This is a genomic window from Pseudaquabacterium terrae (genome assembly GCF_013266755.1).
GTDB classification, from domain to species: domain Bacteria; phylum Pseudomonadota; class Gammaproteobacteria; order Burkholderiales; family Burkholderiaceae_C; genus Pseudaquabacterium; species Pseudaquabacterium terrae.
On record NZ_JABRWJ010000001.1, the window covers coordinates 1,087,986 to 1,112,709 of the forward strand.

A 24,724-nucleotide genomic window follows, 5' to 3' on the forward strand; every position below is an offset into this window, starting at 1 on the left:
CCATGGATGCGCGTTATCTGAAGACCGATGTTGGCCGAGCTGCTCTGCGGGAGCGCACGCCTGACCTGCCGCGGGTCGCGCGCACGCTGCTGCTGATCATCGACGGCAGCCGCAGCGGCGTCGAATGGCTGGGCCTGGTTGCCGGCAGCACCGCGGAAACGCTGCAGCTGCTGGTCGAGCGCGGGCTGATCGCCGCCGGCGCAGCACCGGCCGCACCCTCCGCGGCAGCGGCTCGCGCGGCCTCCGCCGTGCCCGCGCCGCCGGCCGACGCCTTGTCCAGCGGACCGGCGCTCGCCGAGTTGCTGGCGACGATGAACTACCGCGACCTCTACGACGAAATGACCTCGCAGGCACGGCCGCTGCTGGGCCTGGTCGCCGGCTACCGCGTGGTGCTCGACATCGAGAAGTGCAACGGAACCGATGAGCTGCGCGTGCTGGCGAACCGCTTCATCGAGATGGTGCGCAAGGAAAAGGGCGCCGAAGCGGCCGAGGCGTTCTGCCGCGGCCTGGTGGTCCACCACCGCGCAGCCACGCCCGAGTAGCGCAGGGCGCCGCCCGGCGCAGGGCCGCCGCTGGTGCACACTGCGGCGAATGATTCCCCGCCTGCACGTGCCGGCCGCGCTCGCCGCCGGCCTCGATACCGTCTTGCCGCCGAACGCGACCCGCCACGTCCAGGTGCTGCGGCTGCAGCCGGGCGCCGAGCTGTGCCTGTTCGACGGCAGCGGCGGCGAATGGCGTGCCGAGGTGCGCGCAATCGGCCGCCGCGAGGTCGTCGTGCGTGCGCTCGCGCATGCGAGCGTCGAACGTGAGCTGGCGCGCGCGGTCACGCTGGCGCTCGGGATGCCGGCCAACGAGCGCATGGACACGCTGGTGGAGAAGGCCACCGAGCTCGGCGCCACGGCGATTCAGCCGCTGGTGTGCGAACGCTCGGTGCTGCGCGTGGCCGGCGAGCGCGCCGAGCGCAAGGCGGCTCACTGGCAGGCGATCGTGATCGCCGCCTGCGAACAATGCGGCCGCAACCGCGTGCCGACGGTGCACGCGCCGCTGCCGCTGCGCGAGTGGCTCGAATCGCGAGGCGATGAAGACAGCGGCCAGCGCCTGCTGCTGAGCCTGGACGCCGATGCGCGGCCACTGGCGGCGGCGCGCGGCGACCAGCGCAACGTCACCTTCCTCAGCGGCCCCGAAGGCGGCTTGACCGAGGCCGAGCAGGCGTTCGCGCGGCAACGCGGCTTCGAGCCGGTGTCGCTCGGCGCGCGCGTGCTGCGCGCCGAGACCGCGCCGCTGGCGGCGCTCGCCGTCATTGCGGCGCTGGAAGCCGCGGCATGAACCCGCGTCTGGTACTGCTGACGCTGTGCAGCGGGCTGCTGATGGTCAACAACGTGACCTTCATCGCGATCAACGGCCTGGTCGGCCTGGCGCTGGCGCCGGTGGGCTGGATGGCGACGCTGCCGATCACCGCTTATGTTGCCGGCGGTGCGCTGGCCACCGGCCTGGTCGCGCGCCACCAGCGCCGCTTCGGCCGCCGCCGCGCCTTCCAGCTCGGGCTGCTGGTGGCGATCGCCAGCGCGCTCGTCAGCGCCTATGCGGCGGTGACCCGCGACTTCTGGCTGTTGACGGCAGCCACGCTGGTCGCGGGCTACTACAACGCCAACGGCTCGCTGTACCGCTTCGCCGCGGTCGAGCTGGTCCGGCCCGACTTCAAGGAGCGCGCCATCTCGTGGATCCTGGCCGGCGGCATCCTCGGTGCGGTGGTCGGGCCGAACCTCGCGCAGCAGAGCCGCGCGCTGCTCGCGCAGCCCTTCGCCGGTGCCTATGCCGTGCTCGCGGGCGTCGCACTGCTGAGCCTGGTGGTGATGTCCTTCATCACCTTCCCGCCGCTGCCGGGCCAGGGCGGCCAGGGCGCGCAAGGCCGGCCGCTGAAGGACATCGTGCGCCAGCCGGTCTTCATCGTCGCCGCCGGCGCCTGCGCGATCGGCTACGGCGTGATGAACCTGCTGATGGCGGCGACACCGATCGCGATGCAGCAGTGCAAGCACCCGTTCGCCGATGCCGCGCTGGTGCTCGAGTGGCATGTGCTCGGCATGTTCGTGCCGAGCTTCTTCACCGGCCGGCTGGTGCAGCGCTTCGGGCCGCTGCCGGTGATGGGCATCGGCCTGCTGCTGAACCTGGCCTGCGTCGCCTTCGCGCTGTCGGGCCAGGACGTGATGCACTTCCTCGGCGCGCTGATGGTGCTCGGGGTCGGCTGGAATTTCCTCTTCATCGGCGGCTCGAGCCTGGCGACGCAGGCCTGGCGGCCGGAAGAGAAAACGCAGGCGCAGGCCGCGCTCGACTTCTGCGTCTACCTGACGATGACGCTCACTTCGTTCGCCAGCGGCGCGCTGGTGACGACCGGCGGCTGGACGGCGATGAACCTGGGCGCGCTGCTGCCGCTGGCGCTGCTGGCCGCGGCGCTGGGCTGGATGATGGTGGCCGGGCGGCAGCTGGCGAGCGCCCCAGCGCCGTAACCACGTGGTAACCACAAACACGTCACGCCAACGGCCGCTCGTCCAAAGAAGATTCACTTTCCCCCGCTTCTTGGGCCCTTAAGCCCGACAGACCGCTGTCGATACTTCCCCACAGCGTGGGAGCGCTGAGGAGAAGTGTCATGAACTGGTTGTGGAAGTTCCGCATCGGAACACGCCTGGGCCTTGCCTTTGGGGCCTTGATCGTCCTGCTGACCGCCATCTGCGCGTTCAGCGCCTGGAATGCCCGCCGCCTCGCGGCGGACCTCGAAGCCACCGCTGGCCAGGACCTGACGAGGGTCGACCTGGCGAATGCGCTGGACCGCAATGCCGGGCTGATTGCCCGCGCCAGCCGCGAGCTGCTGCTGCTGGAAACCGCCGGCGGCCTGAAACGCCAGCGCGAGCTGATCACCAAGTCCTTTGCCGACAGCGAGGAGCGCTTCGGCAAGCTCGCGTCACTCGGCGGCGACGGCGAGCTGCAGCAGCTGATCGCCGCGGTGAAGAGCGGCAAGGACGATTTCACCAAGGCCACCGGCGCCTACCTGACGACGCTCGACGGCAGCCCGGACGATGCACGCCGCGCGCTGCTGGTCGAGCTGCGCCCGGTGCAGGCGGCCTACGAGAAATCGCTCGCCGCATTGAACGCTGCGGTGCAGAAGCTGGCCGCCGAACGCGCGGTCGCCGGCCAGCGCCTGGCCGAAACCAGCTCGCTCGCGCTGGTGGCGCTGGGTGGCCTGACGGTCGCCTTGGCCGTTGTCGCATCGGTGCTGATCGCGCGCTCGATCACCGTGCCGCTGCAGTCGGCAATCGCCGCGGCGCGCGCCATCCGTGACGGCGACCTGTCGCAGCGCGTGCAGAGCTCGGCGCAGGACGAGATCGGTACGCTGCTCGGCGCAATGGGCGAGATGCAGCAGCACCTGAGGCGGGTCATCGAGGACGTTCACAGCGCGGCGCGCGACGTCTCGACCAGCTCCGACGAGATCGCCCATGGCAATGCCGACCTGTCGACGCGCACCGAACGCGCTTCGACGAACCTGCAGCAGACGGCGTCGGCCATGGAAGAGATCTCGGCGACGGTCGCCGGCTCGAGCCAGAAGTCGCGCCAGGCGGCCGAGGTGGCGGCCAAGGCGCGCAGCGCGGTGATCGAGGGCGGCGAGACGGTCGAGGGCCTGGTCGGCACGATGACGCGCATCGCCGAGTCGAGCCACCGCATCCGCGACATCATCTCGGTGATCGACGGCATCGCGTTCCAGACCAACATCCTGGCGCTGAATGCGGCGGTCGAATCGGCGCGGGCCGGCGAGCATGGCCGCGGCTTTGCGGTCGTCGCCGGCGAGGTGCGCTCGCTCGCTGCGCGCGCCGCCGCCGCGGCCAAGGAGATCAAGGGCCTGATCGACGACTCGGCCGCCAAGGTCGAGCAGGGCACGCACACCGTGTCCGAGGTCGGCCAACGCATCCGCGGCATCGTCACCGAGGTCGTCGGCGTGCGCCAGCTGATCGAAGAGGTGTCGCTCGCCAGCCAGCAGCAGGAGAGCGGCATCGGCTCGATCAACCAGAGCGTGACCGACCTCGACCAGACCACGCAGCAGAACGCCGCGCTGGTCGAGGAGCTGACTGCGACCACCGAATCGCTGAAGACGCATGCCAAGCGGCTGGTGTCGACGGTCGAGTTCTTCCGCCTGCCTGCCGATGCCGCATCGGTGGCCTGACCCCAAGGAGCCTGAAATGACCCGCGTTCATCACAAGACCCTGCGCGCCGCCGCAGCCGCGCTGCTGCTGGCGATCGGCTGCGCCGGCGCGGCGCTCGCCGATCCGAAGGTGATCAAGAAGGTGCCGCCCGAATTCCCCGAGGAAGCCGTGCGCAAGAAGGTCACCGACGGCGTGCTGAAGGCCAAGCTGTCGATCGACGGCAGCGGCGCGGTCACCGACGTGCAGATCGTCGAAGCGATGCCGGCCAAGGCCCGAGTCTTCAACGAATCCGCCGTCAGCGCCCTGTCGAAGTGGAAGTTCGAAGCCTCGGGCAAGGCCGAGAGCGTCGAGATCAAGCTGGTGTTCGCGCAGGAGTAACCTGCAAAGACCGCGTCACGCGTGGCGCGGTCGTCAGGCTTCCGGCTTCGGCGTGCGTGCCGAGCCCGCGACCAGCTCGAAGCGGAACAGCCGGCATTCGATCGGCCCGTTCCACATCGGCACGCGCAGGCTTTCCTTCAGCCGCAGCGCCTGCGGCAGCTTCATGTCGGGGCTCAGCACCCAGGCGGTCCAGCCGGCGTAGTGGTGCTTCCAGTGCGTGGCGAGCTGGCGGAAGAAGTCGGCCGGCGAGCCTTCGTCCTGGAAGGACTCGCGGCTGTTCTGGCTGCCGCGTCCTTTGGCGTCTATGCGCTCGCCGTAAGGCGGGTTCAACATCATCGTGCCGCCTTCGGCCGGCGGCATCCGCTGCAGCGCATCGGCGGTCTTGAACTCGATCGCCTTCGCGACGCCGGCGCGCTCGGCATTGCGCGTGGCGAAGTCGGTCATGCGGAACGACACGTCGCCGGCGTACACCGGCACCGCCGGCGCATGCTGCTGCGCGCGGGCCTCGGTCTTCATCCGCTGCCACAGCGCCTGGTGGGTGCGGAAGGGCAGCATCTTCTCGAAGCCGAAACGGCGCTGCAGCCCGGGCGCGATGCCGCAGGCGATCTGCGCGGCCTCGATGGCGATCGTGCCGGCGCCGCAGCAGGGGTCGAAGAGCGGGCCGTCCTCAGGCGCACCGCGCCAACCGGCGGCGGCGAGCATCGCGGCGGCCAGCGTCTCCTTCAGCGGCGCTTCGCCTTTGGCTTCGCGCCAGCCGCGCTTGAACAGCGCCTCGCCGGAGGTGTCGGCGTACAGCGTGGCGTGCGTCGGCGACAGGTGCAGCGCGAGCGACAGGTCCGGAAAGCGCGTGTCGACGTTGGGCCGCTCGCCGGTGGCATCGCGCACCCGGTCGCACAGCGCGTCCTTCACGCGCAGCGTGGCGAAATTCAGGCTCTGCAGCGGCGAGCGCTGCGCCGTCGTGTCGATGCGAAAGCTGTGCCGCGGCGTGATCCAGTCGCCCCAGGGCACGTGGCCGGCAAGCGCGTAGAGATCGTGCTCGCTCTGGTAGGGCCCGTGCACCAGCGGCCACAGCACGCGCTGCGCGAGCCGGCTGTGCAGGTTCAGCCGCATCGCGGTGACGGCGTCGCCATGCACCGTGACGCCGCCGCGCGCCGCCTGGACGCGCACTTCGGCGCCCAGGATGTCGGCACATTCGGCTGCCAGCAGCGCCTCGACGCCCGCGGCGCAGGGAAGAAACAACGCGGCCTTCACATCGCCTTACGCAGGTTCGCCGGCGCGATCTTCAGCGCCTCGCGGTACTTCGCCACCGTGCGCCGCGCGACCTGGATGCCCTGCTCGGCCAGCATGTCCGACAGCTGGTTGTCCGACAGCGGCTTGGCCGGGTTCTCGGCGCTGACGAGCTGCTTGATCAGCGCCCGCACGGCGGTGCTCGACGCGTTGCCGCCGGCCTCGGTGTTCAGCGACGAGCCGAAGAAATACTTCAGCTCGAAGGTGCCGTAGGGCGTGTTCATGTATTTGGCGGTGGTCACGCGCGAGATCGTCGATTCGTGCAGGCCGAGCTCGTCGGCGATCTCGCGCAGCACCAGTGGCTTCATCGCGATCGCGCCGTGCGTGAAGAAGGCCTTCTGGCGCTCGACGATCGCCTGGCTGACGCGCAGGATGGTGTCGAAGCGCTGCAGGATGTTCTTCATGAACCAGCGCGCTTCCTGCAGCCGCGACGACAGCCCGGTGCCCGAGCCGTTGCGCTGGCCGCGGATCGCCTGCGCGTAGAGGTCGTTGATGCGCAGCTTGGGCATCACGTCGGGATTCAATTGAACCTTCCAGCCGCGGCCCGACTTCGTGACGATCACGTCGGGCACGACGATGTTCGCCTCGGCGCGCGAAAACGGCCGCCCCGGCTTCGGTTCGCAGGCGACGATCAGCGCCTGCGCGGCGCGCAGCAGCACCTCGTCGGCGCCGGTGGCGGCCATCAGCTTCTTGGCGTCGCGCCGCGCCAGCAGCTCCAGGTGCTGCTTGCAGATGATGATCGCCACCGCCTGCGCTTCGCAGCGCGGTTGCTGGCGCAGTTGCAGCACCAGGCAGTCGCCCAGGTTCGACGCGCCGACGCCGGCGGGTTCCAGGCTCTGCAGCCACTTCAGCGCGCAGCGCAGGCGCTCGAGCAGCTCTTCGCGGCCCTCGGCGAATTCCTCGCCGCTGCCGACCAGCCGTTCGGCGATCTCTTCGAGCGGGTCGGCCAGGTAGCCGTCGTCGTTCAACGACTCGATCAGGATCGTGACCGCGGCGAAGTCCTCGGGCGACAGCCGCATGCCCAGCAGCTGGCGGCGCAGGTGCTCCTGCAGCGTCGGCCCGGCATCGGCTGATTCGATCGGCTCGAACTCGTCGTCGCCGCCGCTGCCGCTGGTGCTGCTGGAGTTGGACGAGGGCAGCTCGCGGATGCCGTCGAAGTCCTCGGCCTCGGTGCCGTTGTCCCAGTCCTCGCGCTCGGCCACGCCGAACTCGGCCGAGTCGACCCCGGCCGGCTCGTCGCCGCCCGAGTCGCCGGCCGGCTCGTCGCGCTCAGCGGGGCGGTCGACCGCGCTGTCGGCCACCTTCTCCGGCGCGCTGACGCGTTCGAGGCCGAACTCCATCGGCGCCTGGTCGCCCTCGACCTCCAGGAAGGGGTTCTGCTCGAGCATCTGCTCGATTTCCTGGTGCAGCTCCAGCGTCGACAGCTGCAGCAGCCGGATCGATTGCTGGAGCTGCGGCGTCAGCGCCAGATGCTGCGACAGCCGGACCTGTAGGGACGGCTTCATGCGGGCCTGCGGAACTGAAAAGGCGGCTTCATGGCGCCTACATGCGGAAGTGCTCGCCGAGATACACCCGGCGCACGTCCGGGTTCTCGACGATCTCGGACGGCGTGCCTTCGGCAAGCACGCGGCCCTCGCTGATGATGTACGCGCGGTCGCAGATGCCGAGCATCTCGCGCACGTTGTGATCGGTGATCAGCACGCCGATGCCGCGGCTCTTCAGGAAGCCGATGATGCGCTGGATCTCGATCACCGCGATCGGGTCGACGCCGGCGAAAGGCTCGTCGAGCAGGATGAAGCGTGGCTGCGTCGCCAGCGCGCGGGCGATCTCGACGCGCCGGCGTTCACCGCCGGACAGCGCCGGGGCCGGCGAGTCGCGCAGCTTCTCGATCGACAGGTCGTGCAGCAGCTGTTCGAGCTGCTGCTCGATGTGCTTGGGTCGAAGCGCCTTGCCGTCGGGGCCGGTCTGCAGCTCGAGCACTGCGCGGATGTTCTCGGCGACGTTGAGCTTGCGGAAGATCGAGGCTTCCTGCGGCAGGTAGGACAGCCCCATGCGCGCGCGCTGGTGGATCGGCTTGCCGTGCACCGCGACGCCGTCGATGTGGATCTCGCCGGCGTCGGCGCGCACCAGGCCGACCACCATGTAGAAGGTGGTCGTCTTGCCGGCGCCATTCGGGCCCAGCAGGCCGACGACCTCGCCGCCGCCGACGGCCAGGTGCACTTCCTTGACGACCTTGCGCGAGCCGTAGGTCTTCTGCAGCCCCGCCACTTCGAGCCGGCTCGCCGGCAGCGCGCGCACGGCGGCCGCGAGACCCGACGGGCCGCGTGCGTTCAACGCCGCTCCCCGAGCGAAGGCGTGCTGCGCAGCAGCGGCGCGCTGGCCGCGGCCGCCGGCGGCGCCGAGGCGGCGTCGCGCGGGGCCAGCACCGCGCGAACGCGGCCGCCGGGGTTGGCCGCGGTGGCTGCGCCGCCTTGCACGCTGAACATCTCGGCGGTGTTGTCCCACACGATCACGGCGCCGTGGATCTCGTCGGCCGTCACGGTGCCGCGCAGCCGGCGCGCGGTGGCCTGGCCTTCGAAGCGCAGCGTGTTGGCGCGGCTGTCGTAGTCGATGCGCGTTGCGGCGCCTTCGACATACTCATCGACGCCGTCGCGCTTCTGCCGGTATTGCGCCGGGCGGCCGTCGGCGCCGGTCGCGCTGGCGACCTGGTAGCCATCGGTTGTCTCGCGAAGCTCGACCTTGTCGGCGCGGATCAGCAGCGTGCCCTGCGTGATGACGACGTTGCCGCTGCAGGCGCTGGTCTGCTTGACCAGATTGACCACGCAGGGCTTGTCCGACTCGAGCGTCATCGGCTTGCTGCGGTCGGTCTTTTCGGCCTGCGCCGCGCCCATGGCGCCGGCCAGTGCTGCGGCGCAACAGAAGGCGGCGGGTCGAATGGGGAATGAAGGCGTCATTTGGCGGCACAAAACTTGCAGGCCATTCTAGACGCAAGCTCGTGCCGCCCTGTGCGCGGAAGGTGGGAATTCCTGCGCGAACTCATCGGCCCGCGTACTCCCGGGGCCGGCTGCTCAACCCTTGCGGGCCTTCTGGATCAGACCGTCCATCACGCGCAGCGCGCCCTCGTGGCTGCCGGCCTGGCCGACCGAGGTCATGTAGCGGCCTTGCACCGCCAGCGTCGGCACGCCGTCGATCTTGTAGGCGTTGGCCAATTGCTTGGCCTGGTTGCACTTGGTCGCCACCGAGAAGCTGGCCATCGTGTCCTTGAGCTTCGGATAGTCGATGCCGTTGGCGCCGGCGAGCTTCTGCAACTCGCTGTCCTTGTCGAGCCGCACGCGGTCGACGTGGATCGCGTTGAACACCTTGCGGTGCATGGCCTCGAGCTGGCCCAACGCCTCGAGCGCGTAGAACAGTTTCTGGTACGGCTCCTGCGGCGCGTTGAAGGCCACCGGAACGCGCCGGAACACGACATCGGCCGGCAGCTTGCGCACCCAGGCGTCGAGCGCCGGCTCGAAGGCATGGCAGTGCGGGCACCAGTAGCCGAAGAACTCGACCGCCTCGATCTTGCCGGCCGGCGTGCCCGGCGCCACCGGGGACTGCAGCCGCGTGTACTCCTTGCCTTCGGCCGGGTCACCCTGGGCACAGGCCGGCATCGCCAGCAGCGAGGCCACGCCACCACCGACCCCGAGGGCAAATTCACGACGCTTCATTCGATCAGTCCTTTCGGTACGTTCATTGTCCGCGGCGCGAGGGACCCGGCCGCGCGGCCGAAGTTCAATCGGCGTGCGCTTTTCAGCGGTCGACCCGCACCAGATTGGCCTCGACGCTCGACGCCGCCAGGCGACCCTGGACGGCCTCGGCCTCCTGGCGCGCATCGAACGGGCCGACACGCACGCGGTAGACCATGCGGCCGGCCTGCTCGCGCTCCATCACGCGGGCGCCGACGCCGAGCATCGCCAGCTTCGCTCGCTGCTGCTCGGCATCCTCCGGCCGCGCGAACGCGCCGGCCTGCACGTAGTAGCTGAACGCCTCGGGCGCCGAAGCGGTGGACTTGGGCGCCTGGCCGGCGAGGATCGCCGCCGGATCGCGGCCCGGCTTCGGCGCCGAAGCGAGCTGGGCCGGCGCCTGCGCGCTGGCCGCTACCCGCGGCGGCGGCGCCGAGGCCGCTTCGACCACGCCGCTGGCGGCAGCAGCCACCGGCGCCGGGCGCGCCGGATTCTTGCCGGCCAGCGGTGCGTTCGGGTCCCAGTTCCTGTTCTTCGCCGCTTCCGCGGCATCCTGCTCTGCCGTGCGCATCGGCACCTTGTTGACGAAGGGAATCGGCACCTTGGTGATGTACAGCGCGACGCCGAGCGCCAGCGCCAGCCCGAGCAGCAGGCCGACGATCAGGCCCATCACGAAGCCGCCGCGCTGCGTACCGCGTTGTGGCTTCCCCTTCATGCAACCTCCGGGGACGCCTCGCGCGCCATCGCTTCCGGCGCGCCGACGCCGAGCAGGTCGAGCGCATTGCGCAGCACCTGGCGCGTCGCTGACAGCAGCTCCATGCGGGCGCGCTCGAGCGGCGGATCGACGCCGAGGAAACGTTCGGCGGCGTAATAACTGTGGAAAGCCGCGGCCACGTCGCGCAGGTAGAAGGCGATGTCGTGCGGCACCATGTCGGCCGCCGCGCTGCACAGCATGTCCGGGTAGGCGGCGAGCTTCAGCAGCAGCGCCTGCTCGGTGGGCGCCGTCAGCAGTCCGAGATCAGCGCTCGTCGAGGCCATCGCACCGCCGCGCTTGGCGTATTCGGCCAGCACCGAGCAGATGCGCGCGTGCGCGTACTGCACGTAGAAGACCGGGTTCTCGTCGCTCGCCTTGACCGCCAGGTCGACATCGAAGGTGAACTCGGTGTCGGCCTTGCGGCTGATCAGGAAGAAGCGCACCGCGTCGCGGCTGGTCCAGTCGATCAGGTCGCGCAGCGTGACGTAGCCGCCGGCGCGCTTGGAGAGCTTGACCTCCTCGCCACCCTTCATCACGGTGACCATCTTGTGCAGCACGTAGTCGGGCCAGCCCTGCGGGATGCCGACGCCGGCCGCCTGCAGCCCGGCGCGCACGCGGGCGATCGTGCCGTGGTGGTCGGTGCCCTGCACGTTGATGACCTTGTGAAAGCCGCGCTCCCACTTGGTGACGTGGTACGCGATGTCGGGCACGAAATAGGTGTAGGTGCCGTCGCCCTTGCGCATCACCCGGTCCTTGTCGTCGCCGTAGTCGGTCGAGCGCAGCCACAGCGCGCCGTCCTGCTCGTAGGTCTTGCCCGAGGCCTGCAGCCGCGCGACGGTGGCATCCACTCGCCCCTCGGTGTAGAGGCTCGATTCGAGGAAGTAGTGGTCGAAGTGCACACCGAAGGCCTGCAAATCCAGGTCCTGCTCGTGGCGCAGGTAGGCCACCGCGAACTGGCGGATGCTGTCGAGGTCGTCGATGTCGCCCGAGGCCGTGAACTCGCGGTCGTCGGCATGCACCAGCTTCTTCGCCAGGAAGTCCGCGGCGATGTCGGCGATGTAGTCGCCGTTATAGGCATCGGCGGGCCACGCGGCGTCGCCGGGTTGCAGGCCCTTCAAGCGGCTCTGCACCGACAGCGCCAGATTGGCGATCTGCACGCCGGCATCGTTGTAATAGAACTCGCGCTGCACCTGCCAGCCCTGCGACTCGAAGAGCCGGCAGATCGAATCGCCGAGCGCGCCCTGGCGGCCATGGCCGACGTGCAGCGGCCCGGTCGGGTTGGCGGACACGAACTCGACCATCAGCTTGCGGCCGTTGGCCGCGCGGCGGCCGAAGCTGTCGCCGGCCTGCAGCACCTCGGCGACCACCGCCTGCCGCGCCGCGGCCTTGAGCTTCAGGTTGATGAAGCCGGGGCCGGCGATCTCGAGCGATTCGACCCAGCGCTGGAACGCCGGCTGCGCTTGCAGCGCGGCGACCAACTCGGCGGCCAGCTCGCGCGGGTTGCGCTTCAACGCCTTGGCCAGCGGCATCGCCGCGGTGATCGCGAAATCGCCGTGGGCGGCCTGTTTCGGGGATTCGAAGGCCGGCGTGAAACCGGCGTCGGGCGCGAGCTGCGCGACGGTGGCTTGCAGCGTCTGCAACAGCTCCTGCTTGGCTTGGATCATGGGCGCGGATTCTAAGGTTCGCCCTTTGGGCGGCACCCGGCCTGCATAATCGACCGACCCCTTGCGGCCTGACCTTGAGCTCGACACCCGAAGCCACCTCGCCCCCAGCCGATCATCCAGCCTGGATCGGGCGCTACCGCGTGCAATCGCGGCTCGGCGAAGGGGCGACGAGCGAGGTGTTCCTCGCCCGCGACGACTTCCGCGACCGGCTGGTGGCGGTCAAGCGCGTGCGCGCGGCCACCGGCGGCGAAAGCGCCGACAACCACTACCGCGCGCACTTCTTCGATGCCGAGGCGGCGCTGGCCGGCAAGCTGAAGCACCCGAACGTCGTCGAGATCTTCGACGCGGTGCCCGACCCGGTGATGCCCTACCTGGTGATGGAGTACGTCGGCGGCGTCACGCTGCGGCGCTTCTGCCGCAGCAACGCGCTGCTGTCGCTCGACCAGATCGTCGAAATCGGCTTCAAGTGCGCGATGGCGCTCGGGTATGTCGCGCGCCAGGGGCTGATCCATCGCGATGTCAAACCGGCCAACATCCTCGCCGTGATGCAGGGCGAGCACGTGATCGACGTCAAGATCAGCGACTTCGGCAGCGTGCTCGACACGATGAGCGAGCGCACGCAGGTGTTCCGCGTCGGCTCGCTGGCCTACATGTCGCCCGAGCAGCTCGATGGCAGCGCGCTCGATTCGCGCGCCGACCAGTATTCGCTGGCCGGGGTGCTGTATCACCTGGTCGCCGGCCGGCCGCCTTTCGATGCGGTGACGCAGCCGGCGCTGATGCACCAGATCTACAACGGCGAGGCGCCGCCGCTGACGCTGCTGCGCGAGGACGTGCCGCCGCGCATGCAGGCGATCCTCGAACGCGCGTTGTCGAAGAGCCGCGAGGACCGCTACGCCGACTGGGACGAATTCGCGCGCGACTGGTCCTCGCTGGTCGCCAACGCCGAGGTGCCGCGCGGCCAGCTGCAGGACGTGCTGCACTCCGAGCGCTTCAACCTGCTGCGCTCGCTCGAATTCTTTGCCGACTTCGGCGATGTCGAGATCTGGGAAGTGGTGCACCGCGGGCGCTGGCAGCGCCATGCCTTCGGCGCCGCGCTGTACCGCAAGGGTGAGGAAGGCCGCACCTTCCACATCATCACGCAGGGCCGCATCGACGTGTACCGCGACGGCAATCGCGTCGCGCAGCTCGGCGCCGGCACCTCCGTCGGCGAGATGGCGTACCTCGCGCCGAACCCGGACCTGCGCACCCATGCCGCGGACGTGATCGTCTCGGAGCAGGCGACGACGCTGGCCTTCACGCCCGAGACGATGCAATCGCTGAGCCAGGCGACGCGCCATCTCTTCGACGGCGCGTTCATCCGCGTGCTCGTACGCCGGCTGCATGCGGCGCACGAATCGTTGGCGCATCCGCGGCGCATCCTGTAACGAATGGCGTGTGTGCGGCGCGACAGCGTGCCGCGTTGTCTCGTTGCCGGCCCTGGAGCGCGGTGCTCCAATCGGCTGCGGCCCTGGGTGGGCCGATCACACGAGGAAGGAGATCCCATGATGTTCAAGCAGATCAGCGTCGCGTTGGCGTCGCTCGTGCTGTGTGCCGGACTGGCGCAGGCGTCGACCCACAAGGCAGCCCCCGACATGGCCGCCAGCGCGCCCAAGGCGGCAACCGCTCAGCAGACCAAGATGGGCGCGTGCAACAAGGAGGCCGGCGACAAGAAAGGCGACGAGCGCAAGGCCTTCATGAAGACCTGCCTGTCGGCGAAGAAGGAAACGCAGCAGAGCAAGATGACGACCTGCAACAAGGACGCCGGCGACAAGAAGGGCGCCGAGCGCAAGAAGTTCATGTCGGAGTGCCTGAAGGCCTGAGCCTGAGGCCTGAACCTTCAGGCGGCAGCCGGCGGCGGCCCCTTCCAGTAGGTGGCGTCGCCGAAGCTGTGCTTCAGGAAATCGATCCACAACCGCACGCGCAAGGGCAGGTGCTTGCGCTGCGGCACGACGGCATAGATGCCGTTCGGCGGTGCAGCGAAATCGGCCAGCACTTCCAGCAGCTGGCCCGCAGCGATCTGCTGCTCCACCTCCCAGGTGCTGCGCCAGGCGAGCCCCAGGCCCTGCAGGCACCAGGCGTGCAACACCTGGCCGTCGCTGCAATCGAGGCGTCCGCCCGGGCGCAGGTGGATCACATCGCCATCGACGGTGAAGGCCCAGCCGCGGGTCTGGCTGGCGTCCGATGACAGCAGCAGGCACTCGTGGCGGCCGAGCTCCTGCGGATGTTTCGGCGTGCCGGCACGCTTCAGATAAGCCGGCGCCGCGACGCACAGCCGCCGGTTGTCGGCCAGCCGCACGCTGACCAGGCTCGAATCGGGCAGGTCGCCGACACGCACGGCCGAATCGAAGCCTTCGTTGACGATGTCGACGACGCGGTCCGACAGGTTCAGCGACAGGCTGACGTCGGGATGCAGCGCGAGAAACTTCGGCACCAGCGGCGCGACGTGGCGGCGCCCGAAGCCGGCCGGCGCCGTGATGCGCAAGTGGCCACTGGCTTTCACGCCGCCGGCACTGACGCTGGCTTCGGCATTGGCGATCTCGGCCAGGATGCGCTGGCAATCTTCGAGGAAGGCGCTGCCTTCATGGGTCAGCGTCAATCGCCGCGTCGTGCGCACCAGCAGCTTGACGCCCAGCCGCTCCTCCAGCGCATCGATGCGCCGGCCGATCACCGCCGGGGCGACCCCTTCGGCCTGCGCGGCGGCGGTCAGGCTGCCTTTGCCGGCCACCGCGGTGAAGGATTCGATCTGCTTCAGGCGATCCATGGCCGCGGATGATTACACATCAATCAGTCACGAATCAATCGCAATTTCGGAAGTTAATACGGAGTCAAGTTCGCAATACAGTCCGGGGTCATGCTGCCCAAGACACAATCGCCGGAAGCCGTGCTGTTCGACGCCTACGGCACGCTGTTCGACGTCTACAGCGTCGGGCTGCTGGCCGAGCAGCTCTTCCCCGGCCGCGGCGATGCGCTGGCGGCGCTGTGGCGCGACAAGCAGATCGAGTACGCACGGCTGCTGTCGATGAGCGGCCGCTACCGGCCGTTCTGGGACCTCACGCGCGCGGGGCTGCGCTTCGCGGCGCTGAAGCTCGGCCTGGCGCTCGCGCGCGAGGCCGAGGACCGGCTGATGAACCAGTACCGGCACCTGTCGGCCTTTCCGGAGAACCGCGACGTGCTCGCCGCGCTGAAAGCCCGCGGCATCCGCGCCGGCATCCTGAGCAACGGCGATCCCGACATGCTGGCCGTCGCCGTCAAGAGCGCCGGCTTCGCCGAGCTGCTCGACCCGCTGCTCAGCGCCGACGCCGTGCAGCGCTTCAAGACCGATCCGGTGGTCTATGCGCTGGGGCCCGCGGCGTTCGGCCTGCCGGCGAAGAAGATCCTGTTCGTCTCCAGCAACGGCTGGGACGCGATCGGCGCCACCTGGTTCGGCTTCACGACGCTGTGGGTCAACCGAGCCGGCGCACCGCTGGAACAACTCGACACCGAGCCTTCGCGCATCGGCAGCAGCCTGCGCGACGTGCTCTCGTTCTTCCCCGACTCCTGACACTTTCGAGGACATCACCATGACCGCGCGCACTTCCTGCCACTCGCTCCAGGTCGCGACCGAGCTGTACCGTTTCATCGAGGACCGCGTGCTGCCGGCCACCGGCGTTGACTCAGCCGCCTTCTGGCAAGGCTTCGACGCCATCGTGCGCGATCTGGCGCCGAAGAACGCCGCGCTGCTCGCCGAGCGCGACCGGCTGCAAGCCGCGCTCGACGAATGGCACCGCGCCCATCCCGGCCCGATTGCCGACCAGGCCGCCTATCGCGCCCATCTCGAGCAGATCGGCTACCTGCAGGCCCCGCCCGCGGGCGCGCGGGCGACGACCACCAACGTCGACGACGAGCTGGCGCTGCAGGCCGGGCCGCAACTCGTCGTCCCCATTCTGAATGCGCGTTATGCGCTGAACGCGGCGAACGCCCGCTGGGGCTCGCTGTACGACGCGCTCTACGGCACCGACGTGATCCCGGAGACCGGCGGCGCCGAGCGCGGCGGCGCCTACAACCCGGCACGCGGCAACCAGGTGATCGCCTATGCGCGGCGCGTGCTCGACCAGGCGGCGCCGCTGATCTGCAACGGCGCGGCCGGCTCGCACGCACAGGCCACCGGCTACCGCATCCAGGGCGGCCAGCTGATCGTGTCGCTGCCCTGGGGCCGCAGCGCGACACTCGTCGATGCCGCGCAACTTGTGGGTTATCAGGGTGACCCGGCCGCGCCGTCGTCGGTGCTGCTGCGGCACCATGGCCTGCACCTGGACATCCGCATCGACCGCGCCACGACGATCGGCGCCGGCGATGCCGCCGGCATTGCCGACGTGGTGATCGAATCGGCGCTGTCGACGATCCTCGACCTCGAGGACTCGATCGCCGCGGTCGATGCCGAGGACAAGCTGCTGGCCTACTCGAACTGGCTCGGCATCCTGCAGGGCACGCTGACCGAAAGCGTGGCCAAGGGCGGCAAGACCTTCACCCGCGGGCTGAATCCGGACCGGATCTACACGGCGCCGAACGGCCAGGGCGAGGTGCGGCTGCACGGCCGGTCCCTCATGTTCGTGCGCAACGTCGGCCACCTGATGACCAATCCGGCGATCCTGTGGGGCGCCGATGGCCGCGAGATCCCCGAGGGCATCCTCGATGCGGTGATCACGACGACGATCGCGCTGGTCGACCTGCAGAAGCGGGGCGCCAACGGCATCGTCAACTCGCGCAAGGGCTCGGTCTACATCGTCAAGCCGAAGATGCACGGGCCGGCCGAGGTGGCCTTCGCCAGCGAGCTGTTCGGCCGCGTCGAACAGCTGCTCGGTCTGCCCGAAGCCACCGTCAAGCTCGGCATCATGGACGAGGAGCGCCGCACCAGCGTCAACCTGAAGGCCTGCATCGCCGCGGCGGCGAATCGCGTCGCCTTCATCAACACCGGCTTCCTCGACCGCACCGGCGACGAGATGCACACCGCGATGCTGGCCGGCCCGATGCTGCGCAAGGGCGACATGAAGTCCAGCGCCTGGATCCAGGCCTACGAGCGCAACAACGTGCTGGTGGGCCTCGGCATGGGCCTGCGCGGCCGCGCGCAGATCGGCAAGGGCATGTGGGCGATGCCCGACCTGATGGCGGCGATGCTGGAGCAGAAGGTCGGCCATCCGAAGGCCGGCGCCAACACCGCCTGGGTGCCGAGCCCGACCGCCGCGACGCTGCACGCGCTGCACTATCACCAGATCGACGTGGCCAGCGTGCAGCAGGACCTGGAGAAGATCGATGCCGACGGCGAGCGCGAGGCGCTGCTCGGCGGGCTGCTGCAGATCCCGGTGGTCGCCGCGGCCAAGTGGTCCGACGCCGAGCGCCAGCAGGAGCTCGACAACAACGTGCAGGGCATCCTCGGCTATGTCGTGCGCTGGGTCGACCAGGGCGTCGGCTGCTCGAAGGTGCCGGACATCCACAACGTCGGCCTGATGGAAGACCGCGCGACGCTGCGCATCTCGAGCCAGCACATCGCCAACTGGCTGCACCACGGCGTGGTGTCCGAAGCGCAGGTGCGTGCGACCTTCGAGCGCATGGCAGCGGTGGTCGACCAGCAGAACGCCGGGGATGCGCTGTACCGGCCGATGGCCGGGAACTTCGCTTCGAGCTTTGCCTATCGCGCGGCGCTGGATCTCGTCTTCAAGGGCAAGCAGCAGCCGTCGGGCTACACCGAGCCGCTGCTGCATGCCTGGCGCCTGAAGGTCAAGGCGGCCTGAGGTTTCCCCGGTGTCCCAATGGGCCCTTCGCAGCAGGGCCCACTTCTATACTGCGCCATGCAACCGGTGATCCGCAGTCTGCTCGAGACAGACTTGTACAAGTTCACGATGTGGCAGGCGATGCTGCATCGGCACCCCGCGGTGCAAAGTGAATACGTCTTCGTCTGCCGCAATGCGCACGACTACCCGCTGACGCACCTGATCGCCGAGATCAACGAGCAGCTCGACCACCTGTGCACGCTGCGCTTCCAGAGTGACGAGCTCGACTACCTGGCGGGCCTGCGCTTCATCAAGAGCGACTTCGTCGACTTCCTGCGCATCTTCCAGTTCCAGCGCGATTTCATCGAGGTGCGCGACAACGCCGGCACGCTGGAGATCGTCGCCCGCGGGCCCCAGGTGCACGTGATGGCCTTCGAGATCCACGTGCTGGCGATCGTCAACGAGCTGTATTTCCGGCACTTCGAGACGCCGCAGGTGATGGCCGAGGGCCGGCGGCGCCTGGCCGAGAAGATCGAGCTGCTGCGCGACATCGGCCGCGAGCCGAAGCGCCGCCATCCGTTCGAGTTCTTCGATTTCGGCGTGCGGCGGCGCTTCTCGGGCGAGTGGCACCGCGAGGTCGTCAGCAAGCTGCAGCGCGACGTGCCGCAGTACTTCAAGGGCACCTCGAACGTGCTGCTCGCGCGCGACCTGAACCTGGTGCCGATCGGCACGATGGCGCACGAGTACCTGCAGACCTGGCAGGCCACCGGCGTGCGGCTGCGCGACTTCCAGAAGGCGGCGCTCGAGTCGTGGGTGCAGGAGTACCGCGGCGACCTGGGGATCGCACTGACCGACGTCGTCGGCATGGACGCCTTCCTCGCCGACTTCGACCTCTATTTCGCCAAGCTCTTCGACGGGCTGCGCCACGACTCCGGCGACCCGGTGGCCTGGGGCGAGAAGGCACTCGAGCACTACGCCAAGCTGCGCATCGACCCGCACACCAAGCGCCTGGTGTTCAGCGACAGCCTGACCTTGCCGAAGGCCTTCCGCCTCTACCGGCTGTTCGCCGACCGCACGCAGTGCGGCTTCGGCATCGGCACGTACCTGACCAACGACATGGGGCTGCACACGCTGCACATCGTGATGAAGCTGACCCAGTGCAACGGCCAGCCGGTGGCCAAGCTGTCGGACAGCCCCGGCAAGATCCTGTGCGAGGACCAGACCTTCCTGGCCTACCTGCGGCAGGTGTTCAACGTGCCGCCGGACCACCCGGGCTGACGAGGGACGCCGATCCGCCGCCGCGCGGCGGGGCGCGTCAGGAGCAGTTCCCGTACTTCTGCACGTCGCAGTCGTCCGCAAAGGCGTTCACGCGGTCCAGCGTGAACTGCGCCGTGTGCACGCCGTTGACCGTGACGCCGTAGGTCCCGGCCTGCGCGCCGTAGACCGCCAGCGGCACCGTGATGCGGAAGGGGCGGATGTTCGCCGGACAGACCTGCGGCATATCGATCGGATTGACGTAAGGCACGCTCACCTGCACCTCGAAGCTCGTGCCCACACGCCGCTGATGCGCCCGCGCCGGGCCGGCGAAGCCGCAGCCCGGTTCAGCGCCGCTGACGCGCACGAAGACCGCCGCAGGCGCACTCGCCGTCTTGATCACCTCGACCGTGCTGATGCCGAGCACCGGCGCCAGCCGGCCCTTGCCGAGCTCCTGCACGCTGCGCAAGCCAAACACCCCGTCGGACGTCGCCTCCAGCACGCCGTCCTGGAAGCGGCCCACCTGCTGCGGCGTGTCGACGCGCGGCAGCGTCAGCCGCCCGTTCTCGAAGTCCGGGGCGTCATTCGCGCCGGCGGTGGCGACGCCGGCCATCGCGGCCAGGAAAGCGCAGGTGGAGCGTCGCATGGCAGGCCTTTCGCCGTTGCTGGACACCGATGATCGCGCGTCGCAGGGTCAAGACCAGGCACGTGACGCGCACCGCCCAAGCGGCACCGCTACGGGAGCGCGCTCGCGCGCATGCGCCGGTGCGTCGCGCGCGCGTACGGCACCCAGTCATGGCGCGCCCACCGCCGCCACATCAGCAGGCCACGGATCCATTCGTCGGCCGCGTAGGCGATCCACACGCCGGGCAGGCCCCAGCCGAGGTAAGCGCCGAGCAGCCAGCTGCCGCCGGCCAGCACCAGCAGCATCGACGCCGCGCCGGCGACCACCGGATAACGTGCATCGCCGGTGGCCCGCAGCGCATTGATGACGACCAGGTTGAAGGTGCGGCCGGGTTCCAGCAGCACCGTCAGCCACAGCAGCGTGACACCGAGCGCGAGGATGCGCTCGTCCTGCGTGAAGATCCCGAGCAGCGCACGCCCGCCCAGCGCCGCGGCCAGCGCGAGCACGAAGCTGACGACGATGCCGCGCGCCAGCGCGCGCCGCACCAGCTTGTGCGCGTCGTGCAAGTGCCCGGCGCCGATCTGGTGGCCGATGACGATCTCCACCGCCAGCCCGGTCGCCAGGCCGAACAGCAGGATCACGTGGATCACCTGCATCACGTAGGCATGCGTGGCCAGCGCCTGCGCACCGAACTGGCCGACCACCGCGAGGCTGACCATGAAGGCCGCGCGCCAGCCCATGTTCTCGGCCGCCGCCGGCAGGCCGATGTGCAGCACCGCGCCGAGCTCCTCGCGCGGCAGCCGCAGCCAGTCGGGCCCGCGCGGCTTCAGGCCCAGCCGCGAGCGCCACAGCACGAGGTGCAGCGCGAAGCCGAGCATCCGGCTGACGGCCAGCGCGAGCGCATAGCCGACCAGGCCGAACGTCTTCACCGCCGGCAGCAGCAGCGCCAGGTGCACGCAATGCATCACGACGATTACCGCCAGCGTCTCGCGCGTGCGCAGATGCGCGCGCAGCACGCTGGACATCGAGGCGTTGTAGGCGTCGAGCAGCAGCGCCGGCGCCAGCGCGACCAGGAACGGCAGCGCCAGCGGCAGCACGTCGGCCGGCGCGTTCATCAGCCGCAGCAGCGGCGCAGCGCCGGCCGCGGCCAGCAGCGCGCCGGCGCCGCCGATCCAGCCGCTGGCACCCAGCGTCGCCAAGGCCACCGCGTCGGCGCGGTCGCGCCGGCCGCCCCCCAGGTTCTGCGACACGACGACGCTGATGCCAGCGCCGACGATGCGAAACAGCAGGAACAGCATGGCCGCGACATGATTGGCCAGCGCGAACGCCGCGCCGCTCGCATCGGACAGCTTCGCCGCCAGCACCGTGCCGACGACGCCGACCCCGATGCCGAGCAGCAGCTCGACCAGGAGTGGCCAAGCGAGGCTGGTCAAACGGGGTTTGTGTGCGGCAGTCATGCGTTTCGGCAAAGCCGGCGATGCTAGCCAGCGCGGCACGCACGCGCATCCAGCCCCCCGGTGGAATCGACGAGGTCACGTAACTGCTTTCGCGGCAAGATCGGCCCCTATCGCCCCGCCAACAGGGCTCTCGAGGACAACGACGATGAAATACCTGCACACGATGGTGCGTGTCACCGACCTGGAAACGTCCCTGCGCTTCTACCGCGACGCCCTCGGCCTCCAGGTGATGTCGCAGAAGGAAGTGCCGGCCGGCCGCTACACGCTGGCCTTCCTCGCCGCGCCGGGCGATGCCCAGGCGCAGATCGAGCTGACCTTCAACTGGGACCCCGAGGTCTACGGCGGCGGCCGCAACTTCGGCCACATCGCCTACGCGGTCGACGACATCTACGCCACCTGCCAGCGCCTGGTCGACCACGGCGTGCTCATCAGCCGCCCGCCGCGCGACGGCCGCATGGCCTTCGTGCGTTCGCCGGACAACATCTCGATCGAGCTGCTGCAGGCCGGCACGCCGCTGGCCCCGGCCGAGCCGTGGGCCTCGATGCCGAACACCGGCGCCTGGTAGGCGCAGCGAAGCCAGAGATGGCGCTGCAGCAACTCGACGAGCAGCAGGTCCGCGACTGGAGCCGCGAGCAGAAGGACCGCTGGTGGCTGGAGAACGTCTTCCGCGGCGACATGCCGCAGCTGACGCTGCGCTCCGCGCTCACCGGCTTCCTGCTCGGCGGCGTGCTGGCGGCCACCGCGCTGTACATCGGCGCCAAGACCGGCATCGGCATCGGCGTCGGGCTGACCTCGGTGATCCTGGCCTTCGCGATGTACCGGCTGATGCACGGCGTCGGCATGGCCCCCGACTTCACGATCCTCGAGAACAACTGCACCCAGTCGATCGCCACCGCGGCGGGCTACGTGATCACGCCGCTGTACTCCAGCCTCGGCGCCTACATGCTGGTCACCGGCCACATCATCCCGTGGTGGCAGATGATGGTCTGGATGGTCGTGATCTCGATCATCGGCGTGCTGATCGCCTTCCCGATGAAGCGGCGCTTCATCAACGAGGACCAGCTGCCGTTCCCCGAAGGCCGCGCCAGCGGCGTGGTGCTCGATTCGCTGTATTCGGGCCACGCCGGCGCCGGCATGTTCAAGGCGCGCCTGCTCGGCATCGTTGCCGTCGGCACTGCGGTGTACCAGGCGCTCGTTGGCGACGGCTGGATGAAGCTCGTGCAGTTCAAGCTGCTGCGGCTGCATCAGTGGGCAGGCCTGAAGGAGCCGTGGACCTTCCACGAGCGGCTCGACACCTACTACTACGAAGCGGCCGCCAGGCTCGCCTGGGCGACGCCGAAGATCCTCGGCACCGACTTCCGCGCCCTGGGCCTGCGGCTGACGCTCGATGCCGCGATGCTCGGCGTCGGCGGGCTGATGGGCATCGCGGTGGCAACCAGCTGCGTGCTCGGCGCCTTCATCAATTTCGTGATCCTCGCGCCCTGGATGATCCAGGCCGGCGACATCGTGCAGCGCATCTCGCCCAGCGGCGCGGTGGTGCCGATCTCGCGCGCCGAGATCGTCAACCAGTGGTCGATGTGGTGGGGCGTGACGATGATGGTGGTCGGCTCGCTGGTCAGCCTGGGAGCGCGGCCGGAGCTGTTCCGCGCCGCGTTCAAGTCGATGGGCCCGCGTGCGCCGGCGGCGGCCGCGACGGCCGCGCCGGCGAAAGGGCCCGACCTGCTGTCGGCGATCGAGCTGCCGCTGTGGGTCTCCTGGGTCGGCGTGCCGGTGTTCAGCCTGCTCGGCGCGTGGATCACGCATGCCTTCTTCGGCGTGCCGTGGCTGCTGGCGCTGGTGTCGCTGCCGCTGATCTTCGTGCTGACGGTGATCTGCACCAACGCGATGGCGCTGACCTCGTGGACGCCGACCGGGTCGCTGTCGAAGATCACGCAGTTCACGATCGGCGCCTTCGACCGCAGCAACCCGGCGAGCAACCTGCTGCCGGCGGGCATGACCAGCGAGATCGCGTCGAACGCGGCCAACCTGCTGTCGGACATCAAGCCCGGCTACATGCTCGGCGGCAAGCCGCGCCACCAGGCCATCGGCCACGTGATCGGCCTGTTCGCCGGCGTGATGGCCTGCGTGCCGCTGTATTTCCTGCTCTTCCTGCCGCCCGATGCGAGCGGCCAGCGCTCGACCGCGACGCTGGTCTCGGACGCCTTCGCGTTCCCGGCGATCATTCAGTGGAAAGGCGTCGCCGAGCTGATCGCCAAGGGCGTGCAGGGTCTGCCGGCGTCGGCGATCACCGCGATGGTCATTGCCGCGATCGCCGCGGTGGTGATCGAAGTCGCGCGCATCGTGACCAAGGGCCGCTTTCCGCTGACGGCGGTGTCGATCGGCCTGGGCGTCGTGCTGCCGCCCGAGTCGACCTTCGCGATGTGGGTCGGCGCGCTGATCTTCTGGGGCATGGCCCTGCGCCACAAGGCGCCCGGCACCCGCGCCCACGCGATCTGGGTCGAAGGCATGGAGCCGATCTGCGCCGGGCTGATCTCCGGCGCGGCCCTGATGGGGATCGGCAACGCGATCCTGAACGTGCTGATCGGCTGATCGGCCTGGAATGGCTCAGACGGCGGTGAGCCCGCCGTCCACCGCCAGCGCCTGCCCGGTGACGAAGCTCGCCGCGTCGGATGCCAGCCACAGCACCGCCTGCGCGATCTCCTGCGGCTCGCCGATGCGGCCCATCGGCTGCGCGCGATCGATGGCCTTCGCGCGCTGCGGCGCGCGTTCGAGCGCACGCTCGAACATCGCGGTGCGGGTGATGCCGGGGCACACCGCGTTGACGCGGATGTTCTTGCGCGCGTATTCGGCCGCCGCGCTCTTGGTCAGCCCGACCACCGCGTGCTTGGTGCCGGCGTAGACGCTCTGCAGCGGCGCGCCGACCAGGCCAGCGACCGAGGCGATGTTGACGATGCAGCCGCCGCCCTGCGCCAGCATCGGCGCCAGCGCGTGCTTCATGCACAACCAGGTGCCCTTCACGTTCACCCGCATCAGCCGGTCGAACAGCGCCTCGTCGCCGTCGGCTAGGCGCGTGTGCTCCTCCTCGATGCCGGCATTGTTGACCAGCAGGTCGAGCCGGCCGTGCTCCGCGACGATGCGCGCGACCGCATCGCGCACCTCGTCGGCCGAGCCGATGTCGGCCTGCAGCGTGGTGATCGCGAGCTGCTGCTCGCGCAGCGCCTGCGCGGTGGCGGCGAGCGCGTCGGCCGACAGGTCCAGCGCGATCACCTGGGCACCGGCCGTGGCCAGCGCCCGGGTGATCTCGCGGCCGATGCCGCCGCCGGCACCGGTGACCAGGGCGATGCGACCGGCCAGGGGAGTGGAAGTGTTCATCCGGCGATGCTGCGGCAGGCACCGCCGCACCGGCAGTCACCGACGCGACGGCATCCTGGGGACTTCACTCCAGCGGCCGCGCGGCGTAGGCCGCATCGAAGACCGCCTCTAGCCCGGAAATTTCACGCTACCCCCGTGAAAGCGAGGACGGCATTGCCCCTGGAATGCCCGTTTGTCGAGGTGCTGAATCTTGACGAAGGGCGGAGGCAATGCCGAATCCAGAATGTACCGGACA

At 69.5% G+C, this 24,724-nt stretch carries 23 protein-coding genes; 12 read left to right on the top strand and 11 right to left on the bottom strand.

The annotated features are described in order from the left end of the window. Positions 1-2 precede the first annotated feature (2 nt). The 5 genes from HLB44_RS05000 (at position 3) to HLB44_RS05020 (ending at position 4,568) form a co-directional block, all read left to right on the top strand. Positions 3-542, top strand: a complete 540-nt coding sequence (locus tag HLB44_RS05000; RefSeq protein WP_173121179.1) for a hypothetical protein — start codon at positions 3-5, stop codon at positions 540-542. 52 nt (positions 543-594) lie between these two features. After that, positions 595-1,326 (top strand): 16S rRNA (uracil(1498)-N(3))-methyltransferase, encoded by a 732-nt coding sequence (locus HLB44_RS05005; protein WP_425500766.1) that lies wholly within the window; start codon positions 595-597, stop codon positions 1,324-1,326. After that, the gene (locus HLB44_RS05010) at positions 1,323-2,504 is read left to right on the top strand and encodes an MFS transporter (RefSeq protein ID WP_173121183.1); all 1,182 of its coding nucleotides are present in this window, start codon (positions 1,323-1,325) and stop codon (positions 2,502-2,504) included. The genes HLB44_RS05005 and HLB44_RS05010 overlap by 4 nt, the downstream gene beginning before the upstream one ends. Before the next feature lie 140 nt (positions 2,505-2,644). Beyond that, the gene (locus HLB44_RS05015; protein WP_173121184.1) at positions 2,645-4,210 is read left to right on the top strand and encodes a methyl-accepting chemotaxis protein; all 1,566 of its coding nucleotides are present in this window, start codon (positions 2,645-2,647) and stop codon (positions 4,208-4,210) included. 16 nt (positions 4,211-4,226) lie between these two features. After that, the gene (locus tag HLB44_RS05020; protein ID WP_173121187.1) at positions 4,227-4,568 is read left to right on the top strand and encodes a TonB family protein; all 342 of its coding nucleotides are present in this window, start codon (positions 4,227-4,229) and stop codon (positions 4,566-4,568) included. 33 nt (positions 4,569-4,601) lie between these two features. Here HLB44_RS05020 and HLB44_RS05025 read toward each other — a convergent pair whose 3' ends face one another. The 7 genes from HLB44_RS05025 to argS form a co-directional block, all read right to left on the bottom strand. Further along, the gene (locus HLB44_RS05025) at positions 4,602-5,807 is read right to left on the bottom strand and encodes a THUMP domain-containing class I SAM-dependent RNA methyltransferase (RefSeq protein ID WP_217283514.1); all 1,206 of its coding nucleotides are present in this window, start codon (positions 5,805-5,807) and stop codon (positions 4,602-4,604) included. 8 nt (positions 5,808-5,815) lie between these two features. Beyond that, a complete protein-coding gene (locus tag HLB44_RS05030; RefSeq protein ID WP_173121191.1) occupies positions 5,816-7,360 on the bottom strand; it encodes an RNA polymerase factor sigma-54 in 1,545 nt (514 codons plus the stop codon). Positions 7,361-7,397: 37 nt separating this feature from the next. Beyond that, complete coding sequence (gene lptB, locus HLB44_RS05035) at positions 7,398-8,189, bottom strand: LPS export ABC transporter ATP-binding protein (protein ID WP_217283515.1); 792 nt, start codon at positions 8,187-8,189, stop codon at positions 7,398-7,400. After that, entirely contained in the window at positions 8,186-8,809 is a 624-nt protein-coding gene (gene lptA, locus HLB44_RS05040; protein ID WP_173121193.1) for a lipopolysaccharide transport periplasmic protein LptA, read from the bottom strand. Before lptA ends, lptB begins: the two co-directional genes overlap by 4 nt. Before the next feature lie 114 nt (positions 8,810-8,923). Next, complete coding sequence (locus HLB44_RS05045) at positions 8,924-9,562, bottom strand: thiol:disulfide interchange protein DsbA/DsbL (protein WP_173121195.1); 639 nt, start codon at positions 9,560-9,562, stop codon at positions 8,924-8,926. Between the two features lie 82 nt (positions 9,563-9,644). Beyond that, positions 9,645-10,292, bottom strand: coding sequence for an SPOR domain-containing protein (locus HLB44_RS05050; protein ID WP_173121197.1), 648 nt, complete (start codon positions 10,290-10,292; stop codon positions 9,645-9,647). Next, positions 10,289-11,995 carry an arginine--tRNA ligase gene (argS, locus tag HLB44_RS05055; RefSeq protein WP_173121199.1) on the bottom strand — a complete coding sequence of 569 codons (1,707 nt, stop codon included), beginning with the start codon at positions 11,993-11,995 and terminating at the stop codon, positions 10,289-10,291. Before argS ends, HLB44_RS05050 begins: the two co-directional genes overlap by 4 nt. A 74-nt stretch (positions 11,996-12,069) precedes the next feature. Between argS and HLB44_RS05060 the strand changes: the two genes are divergently transcribed. Continuing rightward, positions 12,070-13,419: a serine/threonine-protein kinase gene (locus tag HLB44_RS05060; protein ID WP_246312035.1), complete on the top strand. Its 1,350-nt coding sequence runs from the start codon at positions 12,070-12,072 to the stop codon at positions 13,417-13,419. 120 nt (positions 13,420-13,539) lie between these two features. Beyond that, positions 13,540-13,854 (top strand): PsiF family protein, encoded by a 315-nt coding sequence (locus tag HLB44_RS05065; protein ID WP_173121348.1) that lies wholly within the window; start codon positions 13,540-13,542, stop codon positions 13,852-13,854. Positions 13,855-13,871: 17 nt separating this feature from the next. On the opposite strand, the gene HLB44_RS05070 is transcribed toward HLB44_RS05065, so the two are convergent. After that, on the bottom strand, positions 13,872-14,795 hold the full coding sequence (locus HLB44_RS05070) for a LysR family transcriptional regulator (protein ID WP_173121201.1): 924 nt from the start codon (positions 14,793-14,795) through the stop codon (positions 13,872-13,874). Between the two features lie 90 nt (positions 14,796-14,885). Here HLB44_RS05070 and HLB44_RS05075 point away from each other — a divergent pair, with 90 nt between their 5' ends. The 3 genes from HLB44_RS05075 to pncB are packed head-to-tail and all read left to right on the top strand — an operon-like array spanning position 14,886 to position 19,059. Beyond that, on the top strand, positions 14,886-15,575 hold the full coding sequence (locus HLB44_RS05075) for a haloacid dehalogenase type II (RefSeq protein WP_173121203.1): 690 nt from the start codon (positions 14,886-14,888) through the stop codon (positions 15,573-15,575). A 19-nt stretch (positions 15,576-15,594) separates the two neighbouring features. Beyond that, positions 15,595-17,802 carry a malate synthase G gene (locus HLB44_RS05080; protein ID WP_173121205.1) on the top strand — a complete coding sequence of 736 codons (2,208 nt, stop codon included), beginning with the start codon at positions 15,595-15,597 and terminating at the stop codon, positions 17,800-17,802. A 57-nt stretch (positions 17,803-17,859) separates the two neighbouring features. After that, positions 17,860-19,059, top strand: a complete 1,200-nt coding sequence (pncB, locus tag HLB44_RS05085; RefSeq protein WP_173121207.1) for a nicotinate phosphoribosyltransferase — start codon at positions 17,860-17,862, stop codon at positions 19,057-19,059. Between the two features lie 37 nt (positions 19,060-19,096). Here the strand turns inward: pncB and HLB44_RS05090 are convergent, their stop codons facing one another. Both HLB44_RS05090 and HLB44_RS05095 read right to left on the bottom strand, forming a co-directional pair. Further along, entirely contained in the window at positions 19,097-19,681 is a 585-nt protein-coding gene (locus HLB44_RS05090; protein ID WP_173121209.1) for a hypothetical protein, read from the bottom strand. Positions 19,682-19,770: 89 nt separating this feature from the next. After that, positions 19,771-21,093 (bottom strand): MATE family efflux transporter, encoded by a 1,323-nt coding sequence (locus tag HLB44_RS05095; protein ID WP_246312036.1) that lies wholly within the window; start codon positions 21,091-21,093, stop codon positions 19,771-19,773. Between the two features lie 169 nt (positions 21,094-21,262). Between HLB44_RS05095 and HLB44_RS05100 the strand changes: the two genes are divergently transcribed. Next, positions 21,263-21,682, top strand: a complete 420-nt coding sequence (locus HLB44_RS05100; RefSeq protein WP_173121213.1) for a VOC family protein — start codon at positions 21,263-21,265, stop codon at positions 21,680-21,682. Positions 21,683-21,699: 17 nt separating this feature from the next. Beyond that, positions 21,700-23,706: an OPT family oligopeptide transporter gene (locus HLB44_RS05105; RefSeq protein ID WP_173121215.1), complete on the top strand. Its 2,007-nt coding sequence runs from the start codon at positions 21,700-21,702 to the stop codon at positions 23,704-23,706. Positions 23,707-23,721: 15 nt separating this feature from the next. Here HLB44_RS05105 and HLB44_RS05110 read toward each other — a convergent pair whose 3' ends face one another. Next, entirely contained in the window at positions 23,722-24,489 is a 768-nt protein-coding gene (locus HLB44_RS05110; RefSeq protein WP_173121217.1) for a glucose 1-dehydrogenase, read from the bottom strand. Positions 24,490-24,724: the final 235 nt, after the last annotated feature.